General features: G+C 56.1%; 19 protein-coding genes. 14 read left to right on the forward strand and 5 right to left on the reverse strand.

Going from position 1 to position 16,692, the window contains the following annotated elements; all coding sequences use genetic code 11:
- Positions 1-6: 6 nt before the first annotated feature.
- From nrdR to FWJ25_RS16095, 7 genes are all read left to right on the forward strand, one after another.
- Positions 7-525 carry a transcriptional regulator NrdR gene (nrdR, locus tag FWJ25_RS16065; protein WP_149601281.1) on the forward strand — a complete coding sequence of 173 codons (519 nt, stop codon included), beginning with the start codon at positions 7-9 and terminating at the stop codon, positions 523-525.
- Entirely contained in the window at positions 522-1,637 is a 1,116-nt protein-coding gene (gene ribD / locus FWJ25_RS16070) for a bifunctional diaminohydroxyphosphoribosylaminopyrimidine deaminase/5-amino-6-(5-phosphoribosylamino)uracil reductase RibD (RefSeq protein ID WP_149601282.1), read from the forward strand. The genes nrdR and ribD overlap by 4 nt, the downstream gene beginning before the upstream one ends.
- Before the next feature lie 63 nt (positions 1,638-1,700).
- Positions 1,701-2,816, forward strand: a complete 1,116-nt coding sequence (ribBA, locus tag FWJ25_RS16075; protein ID WP_149601283.1) for a bifunctional 3,4-dihydroxy-2-butanone-4-phosphate synthase/GTP cyclohydrolase II — start codon at positions 1,701-1,703, stop codon at positions 2,814-2,816.
- 48 nt (positions 2,817-2,864) lie between these two features.
- Positions 2,865-3,341, forward strand: coding sequence for a 6,7-dimethyl-8-ribityllumazine synthase (gene ribH, locus FWJ25_RS16080; RefSeq protein WP_149601284.1), 477 nt, complete (start codon positions 2,865-2,867; stop codon positions 3,339-3,341).
- Positions 3,341-3,820 carry a transcription antitermination factor NusB gene (gene nusB / locus FWJ25_RS16085; RefSeq protein WP_149601285.1) on the forward strand — a complete coding sequence of 160 codons (480 nt, stop codon included), beginning with the start codon at positions 3,341-3,343 and terminating at the stop codon, positions 3,818-3,820. Before ribH ends, nusB begins: the two co-directional genes overlap by 1 nt.
- Positions 3,820-4,779 (forward strand): thiamine-phosphate kinase, encoded by a 960-nt coding sequence (thiL, locus tag FWJ25_RS16090; RefSeq protein ID WP_149601286.1) that lies wholly within the window; start codon positions 3,820-3,822, stop codon positions 4,777-4,779. The genes nusB and thiL overlap by 1 nt, the downstream gene beginning before the upstream one ends.
- Complete coding sequence (locus FWJ25_RS16095; RefSeq protein WP_149601287.1) at positions 4,776-5,303, forward strand: phosphatidylglycerophosphatase A family protein; 528 nt, start codon at positions 4,776-4,778, stop codon at positions 5,301-5,303. The genes thiL and FWJ25_RS16095 overlap by 4 nt, the downstream gene beginning before the upstream one ends.
- Positions 5,304-5,344: 41 nt before the next feature.
- On the opposite strand, the gene FWJ25_RS19755 is transcribed toward FWJ25_RS16095, so the two are convergent.
- Positions 5,345-5,548, reverse strand: coding sequence for a DUF6316 family protein (locus FWJ25_RS19755; protein ID WP_149601288.1), 204 nt, complete (start codon positions 5,546-5,548; stop codon positions 5,345-5,347).
- Between the two features lie 241 nt (positions 5,549-5,789).
- Here FWJ25_RS19755 and FWJ25_RS16105 point away from each other — a divergent pair, with 241 nt between their 5' ends.
- On the forward strand, positions 5,790-6,470 hold the full coding sequence (locus tag FWJ25_RS16105) for a DUF2057 family protein (protein WP_149601289.1): 681 nt from the start codon (positions 5,790-5,792) through the stop codon (positions 6,468-6,470).
- Positions 6,471-6,500: 30 nt separating this feature from the next.
- On the opposite strand, the gene FWJ25_RS16110 is transcribed toward FWJ25_RS16105, so the two are convergent.
- Entirely contained in the window at positions 6,501-8,030 is a 1,530-nt protein-coding gene (locus FWJ25_RS16110) for a WS/DGAT/MGAT family O-acyltransferase (protein ID WP_149601290.1), read from the reverse strand.
- 106 nt (positions 8,031-8,136) lie between these two features.
- Positions 8,137-9,057, reverse strand: a complete 921-nt coding sequence (locus FWJ25_RS16115; protein WP_149601291.1) for a LysR substrate-binding domain-containing protein — start codon at positions 9,055-9,057, stop codon at positions 8,137-8,139.
- Positions 9,058-9,172: 115 nt separating this feature from the next.
- On the opposite strand from FWJ25_RS16115, the gene FWJ25_RS16120 reads away from it, so the two are divergent.
- Positions 9,173-10,159 (forward strand): glutathione S-transferase family protein, encoded by a 987-nt coding sequence (locus FWJ25_RS16120; RefSeq protein WP_149601292.1) that lies wholly within the window; start codon positions 9,173-9,175, stop codon positions 10,157-10,159.
- Here the strand turns inward: FWJ25_RS16120 and ispB are convergent.
- The gene (gene ispB, locus FWJ25_RS16125; protein ID WP_149601293.1) at positions 10,152-11,120 is read right to left on the reverse strand and encodes an octaprenyl diphosphate synthase; all 969 of its coding nucleotides are present in this window, start codon (positions 11,118-11,120) and stop codon (positions 10,152-10,154) included. The two genes, FWJ25_RS16120 and ispB, sit on opposite strands and share 8 nt — an antisense overlap.
- Before the next feature lie 256 nt (positions 11,121-11,376).
- Between ispB and rplU the strand changes: the two genes are divergently transcribed.
- The 4 genes from rplU (at position 11,377) to proB (ending at position 14,468) form a co-directional block, all read left to right on the forward strand.
- Entirely contained in the window at positions 11,377-11,688 is a 312-nt protein-coding gene (gene rplU / locus FWJ25_RS16130; RefSeq protein WP_149601294.1) for a 50S ribosomal protein L21, read from the forward strand.
- Between the two features lie 35 nt (positions 11,689-11,723).
- On the forward strand, positions 11,724-11,984 hold the full coding sequence (gene rpmA, locus FWJ25_RS16135) for a 50S ribosomal protein L27 (protein ID WP_149601295.1): 261 nt from the start codon (positions 11,724-11,726) through the stop codon (positions 11,982-11,984).
- Between the two features lie 142 nt (positions 11,985-12,126).
- Positions 12,127-13,323, forward strand: a complete 1,197-nt coding sequence (cgtA, locus tag FWJ25_RS16140) for an Obg family GTPase CgtA (RefSeq protein WP_149601296.1) — start codon at positions 12,127-12,129, stop codon at positions 13,321-13,323.
- A gap of 20 nt (positions 13,324-13,343) precedes the next feature.
- Positions 13,344-14,468 (forward strand): glutamate 5-kinase, encoded by a 1,125-nt coding sequence (gene proB / locus FWJ25_RS16145; protein ID WP_149601297.1) that lies wholly within the window; start codon positions 13,344-13,346, stop codon positions 14,466-14,468.
- A gap of 84 nt (positions 14,469-14,552) precedes the next feature.
- Here the strand turns inward: proB and rpsT are convergent, their stop codons facing one another.
- The gene (gene rpsT, locus FWJ25_RS16150) at positions 14,553-14,822 is read right to left on the reverse strand and encodes a 30S ribosomal protein S20 (RefSeq protein WP_149601298.1); all 270 of its coding nucleotides are present in this window, start codon (positions 14,820-14,822) and stop codon (positions 14,553-14,555) included.
- A gap of 256 nt (positions 14,823-15,078) precedes the next feature.
- On the opposite strand from rpsT, the gene murJ reads away from it, so the two are divergent.
- Positions 15,079-16,659 carry a murein biosynthesis integral membrane protein MurJ gene (gene murJ / locus FWJ25_RS16155; RefSeq protein ID WP_149601299.1) on the forward strand — a complete coding sequence of 527 codons (1,581 nt, stop codon included), beginning with the start codon at positions 15,079-15,081 and terminating at the stop codon, positions 16,657-16,659.
- Positions 16,660-16,692 lie beyond the last annotated feature (33 nt).

The following is a 16,692-nucleotide window of genomic DNA, read 5'->3' on the forward strand; positions in this document are numbered from 1 at the left end:
TTAATTATGCATTGTCCCTTCTGTGGTGAAGCAGATACCAAGGTGATCGATTCCCGGCTGGTGGCTGAGGGCGATCAGGTGCGTCGCCGCAGGGAATGTCTCTCCTGTCATGAGCGTTTTACCACGTTCGAAAGTGCGGAGTTGGTCATGCCTCGGGTGGTCAAGCAGGACGGTACCCGTCAACCCTTTGATGAAGAAAAACTGCGCTCCGGTATCATGAAGGCGCTTGAGAAGCGCCCTGTCAGCATTGAGGAGATTGATGCTGCGCTGAACAGAATCAAATACCGTTTGCGGGCGACGGGGGAGCGGGAGATCAAGTCCATGCAACTTGGTGAGGAAGTTATGACCGAGTTGCGGCAGCTCGATAAGGTGGCCTATGTGCGGTTTGCATCGGTGTACCGGAGCTTTCAGGATCTCAATGAATTCAAGGAAGAGATCGAGCGTCTGTCTGCGAACAGTGGCGAGAACGCAGTCGATGTTGCGAAGGCCCTCGCGGACAACCATTCATCAAAAGGAAAGGCATGATCAGCGACCGTGACCGTGCCATGATGGCGCGGGCCATACAGCTAGCCTGGCGCGGCCGGTACTCGACCCATCCGAATCCCCGGGTAGGCTGTGTGATCGCGCAGGGCGATGTCATTGTGGGGGAAGGCTGGCATGAGCGTGCTGGTGAGGGCCACGCTGAAGTCCGTGCCCTGAGTCAGGCCGGTGGTGCCGCCCGTGGTGGAACCGCTTACGTTACGCTTGAACCCTGCAGCCATTTTGGTCGCACGCCACCCTGCGCCAGGGCGTTGATTGATGCGGGCGTTGCTCATGTTTTCGCCGCAACGAAAGACCCGAATCCTTCCGTATCCGGGCGCGGCCTGGAAATGCTGCGCGAATCCGGAATCAGGGTGACAGAGGGCTTGCTGTCTGACGAGGCCAGCCGACTGAACCCGGGCTTTATGAAACGCATGACGACGGGGCGCCCATGGGTGCGCCTGAAAATGGCCGCGAGTCTCGATGGCAGAACAGCCATGGCGTCGGGTGAAAGCCAGTGGATCACAGGCCCCGAGGCGCGGAAGGATGTTCAGCGGCTGAGGGCTATGAGTGATGCGATACTGACGGGTGTTGGCACGGTTCTGGCAGATGACCCTTCTCTCACGGTACGTCGTGATGAAATGGGGGATATCGGAGAGGCTACTGAGCCCTCCCGGCAACCTCTGCGGGTTATTGCTGACCGGGACGCACGAACCCCGGCAGCCGCCAAGATCCTGCGAGGAGGCAATGTGCAGGTGTTCTGTGCATCTTCAGCGTTACCCACTGCGCCTGCGCAGGATCTGGCTGCCCTGGGGATTAGTCTCACCGGTGTGGCGTGGAAAGATAATGGTATTGATGTTGCCGAGCTCCTCGATTCGTTGGGCGAGCTGGGTATCAATGAATTGTTAGTTGAGGCGGGGCCGACGCTGGCCGGGACGTTTATCAGCGAAAGACTGGTGGATGAACTCTGGCTCTATCAGGCCCCGGTCTTCCTTGGAAGTACCGGGCGGCCGACCGCCTATCTGCCGCTGGATAGCATGGCAGACAAAGTACAATGGAAGGTGCTGGACAGACGTCAGGTGGGTGAGGATCAAAGGCTGATCCTGGCGCGCCGGTAATCTCTAAATTCACGGCCTGCCCACAGCGACATCCAGCAGGCACGCCGAAAGGTTCAAATCCGTATGGCACTGAACACTGTAGAAGACATCATAGAAGATATCCGTCAGGGCAAAATGGTCATTCTGATGGATGATGAAGACCGCGAGAATGAAGGTGATCTGGTTATGGCGGCGGAGCATTGTACCGCTGACGATATCAACTTCATGGCCCGCTTTGGTCGTGGGCTGATCTGTATGCCAATGACCCGCACCCGATGTGAACAGTTGGGGTTGCCACTGATGGTGCAGCAAAACGCCTCCGGCTTTGGCACCAAGTTCACACTGTCGATCGAAGCCAAAGAGGGTGTTACCACGGGCATCTCCGCTGCCGATCGTGCTCGCACTGTGCAGGCGGCTGTTGCCCGCGACGCCAAGGCTTCGGATCTGGTGCAGCCCGGGCATATTTTCCCGCTGATGTCTGATCCTGGCGGTGTTCTGAGTCGTGCAGGCCATACCGAGGCTTCGTGTGATCTTGCTTCGCTTGCCGGCTGTGAGCCTGCAGGTGTGATCTGTGAAGTTATGAACGATGACGGCTCCATGGCCCGCCGGGAAGATCTGGAGCGCTTTGCAGAAGAGCACAACCTCAAGATTGGAACCATTGCTGACCTGATCCACTACCGGACGATGAACGAGCGTACCGTAGAGTGCGTGGAAGAAAATGATCTGGACACCGAGTACGGTGTGTTCAAGCTACGCACCTATCGTGACAATATTCAGGGTGCGACTCACCTGGCGATGGTCAGGGGTGATATCAGCCCCGATGAGCCGGTACTGGTCCGGGTCCATATTACCGATACGCTGAGGGATCTGTTGGGTGCCCGTCGCAAGGACTCCAGGAGCTGGCCGCTGCATCACGCGCTGGAAAAAGTCGCAAATGACGGCGCGGGTGTTGTTGTGTTGCTGAACAGTGCCGAAGACAGTTATAACCTGGAAGACCGTATCCACGAGTTCTTTGATGAAGGACAAGGGGCATCCGGCAAGGGCAGTTCCGGTGTTTACTTTACGGTTGGCACAGGTTCCCAGATTCTGAAGGATATTGGTGTCGGTAAGATGCGGTTGCTGAGTCCGCCGGTCAAATTCTCCGCTATTTCGGGCTTTGATCTTGAGGTAGTCGAGTACGTTCCCTACACCCCAGAATGATTAACCCGGCCGGAGCATTATGTCCTCCGGCCCGTGAAGGAGCCATGCATGGCAGATATCAAGGTAATTGAAGGTGACTTTACTCAGTGCAGCGGTCGTTATGCACTGGTTGTAGGCCGTTTTAACGGCTTTGTTGTGGAAAGCCTGGTTGAAGGTGCCGTAGACACGCTGCGCCGCCACGGTATTTCTGATGACGATATTGCCATCATTCGTGTTCCTGGCGCTTATGAAATGCCGCTGGCAGTCAAGCGCGTTGCTGAAACCAGCAACTACGACGCGATTATTGCACTGGGAGCCGTTATTCGCGGCGGAACCCCGCACTTCGAGTATGTTGCGGGTGAAGCTTCCAGTGGTCTCGGTGCGGTGAGCCTGGATACCGATGTCCCTGTGACTTTCGGTGTGCTGACCGTGGATTCCATTGAGCAGGCCATTGAGCGCTCTGGTACCAAAGCAGGTAACAAAGGTGCCGAGGCAGCGATTACCGCACTGGAAATGGTAAGCCTGTTCAAGAAACTGGGTGAGTAATGAGCACAAACGAAGACCATCCGTCCCAGCCGGCGCCTACCGGCCAACCTAAGGCTGGTGACCGCCGCAGGGCACGGGCTCTTGCGATGCAGGGGTTATACCAGCGCCACTTCAGCAAAAGCCGGATCTCGGACATAGAGGCTGAGTTCATGGTCGACAACGACATGAGCAAAGTGGATCTACTGTATTTCCGTGACGTGCTCAGGGGCGTTGATCGTGAGCAGCAGGCGCTGGACGAGATTCTCGAGCCTTTCCTGGATCGTCCGCTCAGTGAAGTTGATCCGATCGAGCTGGCCATTGTGCGCCTTGGTGCATACGAGCTTAAGCATCGCCTGGATGTTCCCTATAAAGTGGTGATTAACGAAGGCATCGAAATGGCAAAACGTTTCGGTGGCACGGAAGGTCACAAGTTTGTGAACAGCATTCTGGACAAGCTCAGTCGCCGACTGAGGCTCGCAGAGACCCGCCCTTCACGGTAATGGGTGAGTTTGAGCTGATTCGGCGCTATTTTCGCCCCCTTTCCGGGAATGCTGGCTCCGAAGCCATCATTCTCGGAATAGGGGACGATTGCGCCATTCAGCGGATTCCCGATGGACACGACCTGGTATTTTCTGTCGATACCATGGTCGAAGGTGTTCACTTTCCCCTCAATTACAACCCCGAAAACCTTGCCTGGCGTTCTCTGGCCGCCGCAGTTAGTGATCTCGCGGCCATGGGGGCCTCCCCAGTCTGTTTCACCCTGGCGTTGACTCTGCCGCAATCCGATGACACCTGGGTCGAATCGTTCGCGCGGGGGCTCTCTCAGGCCAGCCGTGCCTTTGGCTTGTCCCTCGTCGGCGGGGATACTACCCGTGGGGCGCTGACCCTGAGTATTCAGGTGCATGGAACCGTTCCCCGCGGCGGGGCTTTGACCCGAGGTGGTGCGAATGTCGGCGACCTTGTCTGTGTGTCCGGAACCTTGGGAGATGCCGGCCAGGCGCTCGATTATCTGGAGCTGGAATGCCCGGAAGGAGACGTTGCTTCGGTGCTGGCGCGTTATCATCGTCCTGCTCCGCGCTTGTCCCTGGGTATGGCACTTGCCGGATGTGCGTCAGCCGCTATCGACGTCTCGGATGGGCTGGTCGCGGATCTGGGGCATATCCTCGATGCGTCTGAGGTGGGGGCGGTCGTGGATGCCAGTTGCCTGCCGATATCTCCGGCCCTGAGGCGCCTGGCGGGCACCAATGCTGCCAGTAAGGCGCTGTATTCCGGTGACGACTACGAGCTCTGTGTCACCATTCCGAGGGAAAAATGGGTGGATGCAGGCAGCAGGGTTCGTGAAGCGTTGACGGTAGTAGGTCACATTGATGCGTCGCGGGGGCTGCGTATTTTGGGCCCGGATGGCGAGGAAGCACTTGCCAGGGATGCGGGGTTTGACCATTTCAGGAGTAACAGATGAGCGACAACGAGCGACTGCCGGAACCCGATTTACCCGTTCCGATCTTACCGCCCGGTTTCCTGAAGCACCCGGTGCACTTTCTGGCCTTCGGTTTCGGTAGTGGCGCCATGGCGCGTGCCCCGGGAACCTGGGGAAGCCTGGCGGCTATTCCTGTTTGGTATGCTTTTGCCTGGTTGCCCGCAACGGCTTACTGGATGGTCGTGTTTGTCGCCTTTCTGGTGGGTATCTGGCTCTGCGGAAAGACGGCGGATGATCTCAAGGTGCATGACCACGGTGGCATCGTCTGGGACGAGTTTGTCGGTATGTGGATTGCGCTGGGCCTGTTTCCCGATCATATTTATGGTGTGTTGATGGCGTTTGCGCTGTTCAGACTGTTTGATGTGGTGAAACCATGGCCGATAAACTGGCTGGACGAGCGTTTGCCCGGTGGCCTGGGAATCATGGTGGATGATGTGGTGGCCGGATTTATGGCACTGGCGTGCGTGTACGGCATCGACCGCTGGTTGCTGCCGATTGCCGCATGAGTCGCAGTTATGGCAACTGAGTCTGACCTGCGTCTGGAGCGTCAGTGCAGTTGAGGTTCTTCGGGTAACATTCGAACCACGTTCAGAAACCGCCGCAAGCCAGTTTCCGCTCGGTCGCGGGACGCAAATGGCCCGCTGTCGAAACCTTCCCGCGTGGTAAAGTACCACTTGCTTCCAACGCAGAAGAATCGACTGCTGCGGAAGGGGGCGGGCCCCTCTTCTCCGGACCTTCGTTGGGTATCCATGGTTGCTCCTGTGGCCCTTCATTATGATTCTGGTTTTGTCGGGCGCCGCGTGTGTTGTGCCGATTGGTTTAAAATTAATCAATTTTTTCTTGAATTCAACATTTTTTTACATTTAACCGATTAGGGTGCTATGGGCGTCACGTATCAGGCCTCTTGTCGCCGCCCGTCGTTCTCGTCAGAATGCAATGAAACTGTGTCAGGCTTCGTGCTGTGCTTTCTCATTCAAAATCAAGGAGATCAAATGAATAATCGTTATGCCCAAGGAAAAGACGCCGGTTTATGGCTGTCATTAGGTCGCAGTGCCAAGCTGGTTTTTGTCGCACTGATGGTGAGCGGTCTGGCTGCCTGTTCTTCCACCATGGCACGAGTTGAGACCTGGGAGGGGCAACCAGACAGCGCAGCGAACGCTGCAACGCTCAAAGCGCCTGCTGCCATCAAAGTTGCGCAAGTGAATGGGCGCAGTATGACCAATTATCTGATGGACGATCTGGCTCTGGAGTACGCATTGCTACCCGGCAAAAATCAGGTGGTCTTCAGCCATAAGTCGATTTGGGCAAAGTCCGGCGTCGTTGAAAATGGCGAGTCGAAAGTCCATGTCTATGAAAGTGAACCTCAGGTTGTCACCTTTGAAGCTGAGCCCGGAGAGATTTACCAGTTTGATTTTACGCACGCGGGTAATCGTCAGGAAGCTGAAGCGCTGAGCAAAGATTTCTCAGCAACGGTTGTTACCGCAAATGGATCTGTGGTCGCTGAGTCCTCTGCATGGGATCCGCAGTCGGCCCTGGCTCGCACACCGATATCTTCCGGTGAGCAGGCGGCAGTGGGCGCAGGCGCCGGTACAGCCCTGGATACGCTGAAGTCAGTCTGGGCGACCGCGACCGATGATGAAAAGAAGGCGTTTCTGCGCTGGGCGTTCGAATAACGCTCGCAGGTTGTCCAGGGATGATATTCGCTAAGAGCGGAATCGCCCAAGAACGCCCTTAAGCACTTTCTCCATCGCTGTCAGTGCTTCGTCCGTGAGGGTTTGTGGAACGGGAATTGGCGCATCTTCTGGCTGATTCCACGCCTCCAGGCCATTTGCGGCCTCTTCGATCGCTTTCAGGCTGTCTTCGATATCGCCCGTGAGAGCCTCGCCGTTGGCCACGACGTCAGGGCACAGCGTGAAGTTGATGGTGAGATTTCCCTGATAACTGACGGCAACAATCACCAACCCCAGGCTGTCGAACAGGGGGGCGGTATTGTATTGCTGAACCAGACGGGCACCTTGCAAATAGAGCGGCACTTGTGGGCCGGGTACGTTGGTGATCGGCAGATTGAAGACTGGTTGATAGCGCTGCGCTACCTGCAATTCGGAATACAGCCGTGCTGACAGCGCCAGCATAGGTGACGGCAGCATCTCGGTGAGCCGGTCCGCGGCGATAGCTTCACGATAGGGTTCCGAGGCAACCGCGTTCCAATGGATGCGGTGAATTCGTCTGGCTGGATCTGGCTCATTGGTGGCCAGTTCAAGGAGCATGGCGGACATTTGGTTTCCGGTGGCCCGGCGCAGGCTGTTCGAGCGCACGGAAATGGGTGTGATGGCCACCAGTGAACGGTCCGTATCCGCTCCCTGACGGTGCAGGTAACGCTTCAGTGCTTCTGCGCAAAGTCCCAGCACGACATCGTTCAGAGTGACGTCTCCCAGGGCTGCCTTGACCGATTTCAGCCGGGACAGCTCAACTGTCGCCGAGACGATCTGGCGATGTCCAGTGATCTGGCGGTTGAACGGGCTATGGGGGGCGGAGAACAGTGGGAGCGGCAGTGGCAGTTTGCGCAGCTGTTTCTGGATCAATCCCCTGGCTGTTGCCTCAGCTGCAGTGAAAGCGAGCGATGTCACCTGGAGCGGTGTTCGCAGCATATTGGCCCCGGCTTGCAACATGACCCGTTCATCGGAGGGTTGAGGGCTGGGGTGCCAGGGCTTTGGGGGCGTGATCGGCCTCGGAGACGGGGTGTACTCCAGCAGCTTGCTGATAATCTCTTCCCCGCTGAAGGCGTCGATGGCGGCGTGGTGCAGCTTGACGATAAGAGCAAAGCCCTCGTTGCCGTCGGGGCGGTCATCCAGCCGGAATCCATCCACAAAGGTAATGTGCCACAGAGGGCGATCCCGCTTCAGGGGCTCCTCCAGTATCCGCGCGGCCAGCGTAGTCAGACTTTCACGGCGTCCCTGCTCTCCGAGATTTACGTAAGCGAGATGGCGCTCAATGCTGAACTCCGTATCGTCAATCCAGTATGGTCGGCCCAGTCGCAGTGGAATTTCTTTGAGGCGTTGGCGAAAAACAGGAACTACGTGCAGTCGACTGCGAAGGTAGGCGACAAAGGTTCCGAACGGTAGTGGCTCCTGTCGTTCGCTGGCATCAAAGAGGTAAACCCCGCCAATGTGCATTGGCGCGATCTCGGATTCCAGATACAGGAATGAAGCGTCCAGTTCGGAAAGCTGCCGCATCAGTGAACTCCCTTCGGCGATGTGAATTGGCGCAGTATAAACGACGCAGTGTTCATTTCTGTTGACTCTTCCGCCCCTGAAGTATTCGCCCGTAAGTCAGCAGGTGTCAGTTGTCCTGTCCCGATATCCAGTCGGCAATAGTATTATCTGAAATCAGATGATTCCAGAACCACATCAGGGCTTTGCCCTGATCCTCGGAGTGCCGGGCCAGCAGCAGAACCGCGGGTTGTCGTGGCTCATGGACGCTCTTGATGACCAGAGAGCCCTGTTTCAGTTCATCACGGATGCGGGGGGTGGGTAGCCAGCCTACGGCGAGCCCGGAAGCCTGAGTGGCAATTTTCTGATCCATGTTGGCGACGGTCAGGGTTCTTTGTCTGCGGAATATACCGGCATGACCTGGTGGCAGGTTTTGAGAGGTGTCAGCGGCGACGGCGGCGGGAAACCTGCAAATGTCTTCTTCCGTAAGCGGTTCCGGGGCCCTGGCCAGTGGGTGATCTTTGGCCACGGCAAAGGCGAACTGGATTTCACCAAGATTGTGAGTTGTAAAGTTGCCTGCAGGCTTGCTGAAGTGATCAGCTCCGACAATCAGGTCCACCCTCCGGCTTTGGAGTGCATCCCATGCGCCGGCAAAAACTTCCTCAATGATCTGAACGTCGACAGGTACACCCAGATTGTAGAAGGTCTCAATGGCGGGAAAGAGGCATTGGGCCGGAAGCAGGGCGTTGAAGCCAATGCGTAACCGGGTTTCCCAGCCTTGGGCAACCTGTCGAGTGGTGTGAGCCAGGTTTTCCGCGGCCTCTAGCAGCGCGCGCCCCTCTTCCAACAGGTAACGACCGGCGGGGGTCAATGTGGCCCTGTGGCCAGAACGGTCGAATATTGAGACATTCAGGTCCTCTTCCAGTTTCTGAACGGTGTAGCTGATGGCAGATGGAACCCGGAACAGTTCGCTTGCTGCCCCGGCAAAACTGCCTTTGCGGTCAATGGCATCAAGGACTTTGAGGGCGTCGATAGTAATGGCTGTGTGCATGTTCGAATAATCTGAGGTAGTTGGCCAGAAACTCTTGTTTGAGAGGGTAGCAGGGAGGTCGGTATTCTGCCCCTTAATTCTTTTCGTTGTTCAGTCTTTCTGAGGTGTAGTGGTTATGGGTTTGTTGGTCGATGGGCAGTGGCACGACAAGTGGTATGACACGGACAAAACTGGCGGCAAGTTCGAACGGGAAGCCGCACGGTTCCGTAATTGGGTTACTCGGGATGGCGCTGCTGGCCCAGCGGGGCTTGGGGACTTCAAGGCTGAATCTGGCCGTTATCATCTCTATGTGTCTATGGCTTGCCCCTGGGCCCACCGCACGCTGATCTTTCGCAAGCTCAAAGGGTTGGAGTCTCACGTCGCGGTATCGGTAGTTCACCCGCACATGCTGGAAAACGGGTGGGAATTTCGGCCGAACGATCCGCTGCATGAAGATCTTCTGCATGGGTTCAGCTACATGCACCAGGTGTATACCCGCGCTGCACCCGGATATTCCGGCCGGGTGACGGTGCCGGTTTTGTGGGATAAGGAAAAGCAGACCATCGTCAGCAACGAATCTGCCGATATCATCCGGATGTTCAACGAGGCATTTGATGATCTGGACGGTGTGAATGCTGATCTGGACTTGTATCCCGAAACGTTACGCGCAGAAATCAACGAAGTGAATGACCGGGTATACAACACTGTAAACAACGGGGTTTACAAGGCGGGCTTTGCAACAGCTCAGGACAAATACAGCGAAGCTTACGATGCGTTATTTGAAACGCTGGATTGGCTGGAGAGCCGATTGTCGGTGCAGAGGTATCTGCTGGGTGGGCAACAGACTGAGGCGGATTGGCGATTATTTACAACGCTTATCCGGTTTGATGCTGTCTACTTTGGCCATTTCAAATGTAATCGCCAGCGGATCAGCGACTATCCCGTGCTGTCCGCCTATCTTCGGGATCTGTATCAGGTGCCGGGAGTGCAGGAAACGGTCGATATTGAACAAATCAAGGAGCACTACTACGTCAGTCAACGTACGATTAATCCGACACAAATCGTACCTGATGGCCCCGCCCTGGATTTTGCTTCACCCCATCGCCGGGATCAGCTTAGCTGACCCTGGCAACCGCTACCTGGGTCAGAAGTTTCAGGGCTTCTTTGTGTTCTGAGTCGGTGAGGTTCTCCAGGCACGCTGCTGCTTTGTGCGCTTCCTCTCGAGCCCGTTGCATGGTGTATTCGAGAGCGCCGGAGCTTTCGACAATCGAGAGAATTCGTGGCATGTCGTCCAGGCCTCCTTTGCGGATGGCCTGGCGTACCAGCTGGCTGTCTTCCTCGCTGGCATTGGCCATGGCGTGAATCAGCGGCAGCGTGGTTTTTCCCTCGGCAAGGTCATCGCCGACATTTTTGCCCATGGCCTCCGCGTCACCGCGATAGTCCAGTACATCATCCACGAGCTGGAATGCGAGCCCGAGATGTTTTCCATAGTCCCTCAGGGCTGTTTCCTGAGCCGCGGACGCGCCGGAAAGCAGTGCGCCAGTATGGGATGCGGCTTCGAACAGCATGGCTGTCTTGTTGTGGATGACCTTCATGTACTGTTCTTCGGTCAGGTCCGGGTTCTTGATGTTCATGAGTTGCATGACTTCACCCTCGGCGATGACCGCCGTGGCGTGGGACAGCACGTCCATGATCTCCAGACTTTTCAACTCGACCATCATTTCGAAGGCACGGGCATAAAGGAAATCACCTACCAGAACGCTCGGGGCGTTACCCCAGCGTGCGTTTGCCGTACTGCGGCCGCGGCGCATATCGGAGGTATCAACTACGTCGTCATGCAGTAATGTGGCGGTATGCAGGAATTCGATAACGGCGGCAAGTTTGAGGTGATCGTCTTTGTCATACCCCAGTGCCTTGCTCGAGAGCAGCACCAGTAAAGGCCTCAGGCGCTTTCCGCCGCTCTCGATTATGTATTCGGCAATCTTTTCGACAAGGGGAACATCTGAGGCAAGCCGCTTGAGTATCAGGTCGTTGACACGGCTGAAATCGTCGGCCACGGTTTCGTTGATGCGCTGGACAGTCATGCGGCTTCTGGAACCCCTGCTGGTGTGGTTTTTCGTTGCTTGATTGCTGATTATTCAGGTAGGTCGCGGCAATGCTAGGTATTGCTGCCTACAGTGTCAACTTGAAGGGTAAACTTACTTGTATTGAATGGCGTATTTTCGTAGAATCACGCGCCCAACTCATCCCAACCTGCGCTCCCTGCTATAGGGTTGCCAGAGAGCTTCCCTTAGAACCAGGTGGATAAGAGCAGGGATGGGTCAATCGCGGAGAATGTGAATGTACGCAGTTATTGTTAGCGGTGGTAAGCAGCACCGTGTGAAAGAAGGTGAAACCCTGAAGCTGGAAAAGCTGGAAGTCGAAACCGGCGGCAACGTCGAGTTTGATCGCGTTCTGCTGGTTGCAGATGGCGACAAGGTTCAGGTAGGCGCGCCGGTTGTTGAAGGTGCCAAAGTGACAGCTGAAGTGGTTAGCCACGGTCGTCACGACAAGGTGCAGATCATCAAGTTCCGTCGTCGTAAGCACCACATGAAGCGTCAGGGCCACCGTCAGTGGTTTACTGAAGTAAAGATCACGGGTATCCAGGGCTAAGGCTCTCGAATTACCCCTTAATCAGGAGGCTGGTCATGGCTCATAAAAAAGCAGCAGGTAGTACCCGTAACGGTCGCGATTCCGAGTCGAAACGACTTGGTGTCAAGCGCTACGGCGGCGAGAGCGTTAGCGCAGGCAGCATTATCGTTCGTCAGCGCGGCACTCGTTTCCACGCTGGTAGCAACGTTGGCATTGGTAAGGATCACACCCTGTTTGCGAAAGCAGACGGTCAGGTGAAATTCGAAACCAAAGGCCCGCAGAGCCGCAAGTTCGTTAGCATCGTTCCTGCTGCATAAGCAGCGGCGATCCGGTTCTGCAGAACCTTGGATGGCGTTGAACTCCTGATATAGTGAGTTATCAATGTTGTCCGGAGCCCCGCAAAGCTTCCTTGAGGCTGCGGGGCTTTTTAGTTTATGCGCTATGCGCAAAGGGTAAATCATGAAGTTCGTAGACGAAGCCACCATCATTGTTGAAGCCGGTAAGGGCGGTCACGGCTGTCTCAGTTTCCGGCGTGAAAAATACGTTCCCAAAGGTGGCCCGGATGGTGGCGACGGCGGGGATGGTGGTTCCGTGTATCTGGAGGCGGATGAGGGGCTGAATACGCTCATTGATTATCGCTTCCAGCGCAAGCACAAAGCCCAGAATGGCGAACCGGGCTCTGGTCGTAACTGCACTGGTACCAAGGGTGAAGATCTGGTGCTTCCGGTGCCGGTTGGGACCACAGTTGTTGACATGGATACTCATGAAATCCTGGGAGATCTGACTCATGCCGGTCAGCGTCTAAAGGTTGCCCAGGGTGGCTTTCATGGTTTGGGGAATACTCGCTTTAAATCATCCATCAACCGGGCGCCGCGGCAGACCACCAAAGGCTCTGAAGGTGAGTTGCGAAACCTTCGGTTGGAGCTGAAGGTTCTCGCGGATGTCGGTCTGCTGGGGATGCCCAATGCGGGTAAGTCTACCTTTATTCGTTCAGTCTCGGCGGCCCGCCCGAAGGTGGCGGATTATCCGTTCACTACGCTGGTGCCCAATCTCGGTGTGGTCAGCGTTCAGGCGCATCAGAGTTTTGTCATTGCTGATATTCCGGGCTTGATTGAGGGTGCTGCTGAAGGTGCTGGTCTGGGTATCCGTTTTCTCAAACACCTGGTTCGTACTCGACTGTTGCTGCATCTGGTTGATGTTGCTCCTTATGATGGCTCTTCGCCGGTTGAGTCTGTGAGGGCGATTGAGCATGAGCTGGAGAAGTTCAGCGAGACGCTTGCTGATCGTGATCGCTGGCTTGTTTTGAATAAGGTGGACATGGTTGCGGAAGAAGATCGTGATGCGCACTGCCAGGCGATTGTGGATGAGTTGGGCTGGGAAGGTCCGGTGTTCTGGATTTCCGCACTGAGTGGCGAGGGCACGAAACCTTTGGTTCAGGCTGTGATGCGCTGGATCGAAGAGCAGGCTGAGGAAGAGGCTCAGAACCCGGAAGTTGCCGAGCGCGAGGCAGAGCGTCGCCGTCAGATGGACGAAGAGGCTCGCGCCAGAATTGAGGCTGATCGTCAGGCCCGCAGAGCGGCTCGTCAGGATGATGAAAGTGATGATGATGACGACGATGATGATTATGACGTTGAAGTGGTATACGCCCCGGAGTAAATCGAGAGATCTGCGTCGCAATGAGTGAACGTGTCCAGTTGCGCCAGGCCCGACGCCTGGTAATCAAAATCGGAAGTGCCTTGCTGACCAACGATGGCAAGGGGCTTGATGTTGCGTCCCTGGGGCTTTGGGTTGATCAGATTGTGGCCCTGATTCAGGACGGTGTTGAGGTTGTCCTGGTTTCTTCCGGGTCTGTAGCGGAGGGGATGAGTCGCCTTGGTTGGTCTGCCCGTCCACAGCAGTTGCATGAATTGCAGGCGGCGGCTGCCGTAGGACAGATGGGGTTGGTGCAAACCTGGGAGGCTCAGTTCAAGCGCCACGGGATTCATGCAGCGCAGATCCTCCTGACTCACGACGATCTGTCCGACCGTAAACGTTATCTCAATGGTCGGAGTACGCTGCGGGCGCTGCTGGATTTTGGCGTGGTTCCCATCGTTAATGAAAACGATACGGTGGTGACTGATGAGATCCGTTTTGGTGACAACGACACTCTCGGTGCTCTGGTAGCAAACCTGATAGAGGCGGACGGACTGATTATTCTGACGGATCAGTTGGGGTTGTTCGATAAAGATCCCCGAAAGCATCAGGATGCTCGTTTGGTTGCTGAGCGGAAGGCTGGAGATCGGGAGTTGGATGTTATGGCTGGTGGCGGTGCGGGCGCGCTTGGTCGGGGTGGTATGCAGACCAAGGTGCGTGCGGCGCGTTTGGCGGCCCGTTCAGGGGCGTTCACTGTCATAGTAGGTGGTCGTATAGAGGGCGTGATCACGCGCCTGCGTCAGGGTGATGTCATCGGTACCTTGCTGCTGCCGGAGCAGGGAAGGGTGGCTGCGCGGAAGCAGTGGCTGGCAAGTCACTTGCAGACACGGGGAAAGCTTACGCTGGACGATGGGGCGGTGAGGGTTCTGTGTCTTGGTGGTCGCAGTTTGTTGCCGGTCGGTGTTAAGGGCGTTGTTGGTCAGTTTCGGCGCGGGGAGATGGTTTCCTGTATCGACACCGGGGGGCGGGAAGTGGCTCGTGGGCTGATCAATTATGATGCTGATGAGGCCAGGGCCATTGCTGGGCAATCCAGTGATCGAATTGTGGGTGTTCTTGGTTATATTTCCGACGAAGAGATGATTCATCGCGACAATCTGGTGATTGTGTAGGCCTGTCGATGATCATTGGGCTATTTCGAGACATAAAAAAACCGGCCAGAAGACCGGTTTTTTTATGTCTCGGGCTAACCGAAATCAGGCGCTTTTCAGAGCCTTGATCTTGGCAGTCAGGCGACTCTTATGACGAGCAACCTTGTTCTTGGCGAAGATGCCCTTGTTGACCATGCTGTCCAGGATAGGCTGAGCCTGCTGGAAAGCGGTCTGAGCTTCGTCGTAGTTGCCAGCTTCGATCTTGGCCTGAATTTTCTTCATGTAAGTACGAGCCATAGAACGCAGGCTTGCGTTGTGCTTGCGGTTCTTCTCGTTCTGACGTGCGCGCTTCTTGGCTTGCGGGGAATTTGCCACCGTAAAACTCCTGAAAATCTGAATTCGTTACAAAATGATTCGTTACATCGCGGGCGCGCCAAAACCAGCGCGTCGAAATAAATGACGCGGAACTATGCCGCTGAAACCCGGAAATGTCAAGACCAAAAGCCATTTCATCCCCAGTATGCAAAGGCCTGTGTTAAACTCGCCGCTCGCCTGGTCAGGGGTGTGGCCGAGGCACGTAATTCCCGAAATAATCACTCTCTGCAATCTTCAACTAGTGGCCATTGCCTTCATGTCGTCAGAATCTGAAACGTCTTCGGAAAACACTACCCCGCCCAGAGCGCCGGGTTTGTTGCGCTCATCGGGTGTGGTTGGCGTAATGACGATGCTTTCCCGGGTGCTCGGGTTGGTCCGCGATATGGTTATTGCCCGCTATTTCGGTGCGGGGGCCGGTGCCGACGCATTTTTTGTCGCCTTCAAGATTCCGAATTTCCTGCGTCGTTTGTTTGCTGAAGGGGCGTTTTCGCAGGCGTTCGTTCCTGTCTTGTCGTCTTACCGGGAAAATCAGTCCGTATCGGATGTCAAGCGGCTTGTAGATGCTGTTGCTGGCACTCTCGGGTTGATTCTGCTCGGGGTTACCCTGGTGGCGGTGCTTGGTGCTCCGGTACTGACAGCAGTGTTTGCGCCTGGATTTATGGATGATCAGGTCAAATTTTCGCTAGCCAGCGATATGTTGCGCATTACCTTTCCCTATCTTTTGCTGATCTCCCTGACCGCCTTCGCAGGCGGTATTCTCAATAGTTATGACCGTTTCGCGGTACCGGCGTTCACCCCGGTATTGCTGAATCTGGCAATGATCGGGGCGGCCATTTATCTGACCCCGTTGATGGCTGAGCCGGTCATGGCGCTGGCTTGGGGCGTGTTTATCGCAGGCGCGTTGCAGTTGTTTTTCCAGCTTCCGTTCCTGATGCGGCTGGGGCTGTTGCCGCGACCGAGGGTTGATTATCGGCATGAAGGTGTCAGTCGCATTCTGAAACTGATGGCGCCAGCGCTGTTCGGGGTGTCGGTCAGTCAGATCAATTTGTTGTTGGATACCGTGCTTGCCTCTTTTCTTCAGACCGGTAGCGTTTCCTGGCTGTACTATTCTGACCGCCTTTCCGAGTTGCCGCTTGGGGTCTTTGGCATCGCCATCGCGACCGTTATCCTCCCCAGTCTTTCCCGGAAGCATGCCGCGGCGTCGTCCGAACAGTTTGCCGCAACTCTGGATTGGGCCGTCAGAGCTGTGTTGCTGATAGGTGCCCCGGCGGCGCTTGCGCTGGCGCTTCTGGCGGAGCCCCTGATTGCCACGCTTTTCCACTATGGAGAAGTAACTGATCGTGACGTGCTGATGTCCGCCCAAAGCCTGCGCGCCTACTCTGCAGGACTGCTGGCATTTATGTTGATCAAAGTGCTGGCGCCCGGATTTTTTGCCCGGGAAGATACGCGTACACCGGTGAAAATTGGCGTCATTGCGATGGTGGCCAATATGGCGTTCAACCTGGCGCTGATTGTGCCTCTGGCTCATGCTGGTCTGGCGTTGGCGACGTCGTTGTCTGCCTGGCTTAACGGGTATCTGCTCTGGCGGGGGCTGCGCCGTGAAGGTGCCTGGAAAAGCCAGAGTGGGTGGCCGCTATTCATGCTTCGGCTACTGTTGGCGAACGCCGCGCTGGCTGGGGTGATCCTCTGGATGAAGTCGCCGGTAGATGCCTGGCTTGTTGCGACGGGCTATCAACGGGCGGTGGATATGGCAATGCTGGTTGGCGCAGGAGTGGCAGTCTATTTCGTTACGCTGGCCCTGGTTGGGGTGAGGGTAAGACATTTTCGCCAGAGGTAAGGTATAATCGCGCGTTTTCTCGCCAGTGTTGGG

The organism is Marinobacter salinexigens (assembly GCF_008370345.1).
Taxonomy (GTDB): Bacteria; Pseudomonadota; Gammaproteobacteria; order Pseudomonadales; family Oleiphilaceae; genus Marinobacter; species Marinobacter salinexigens.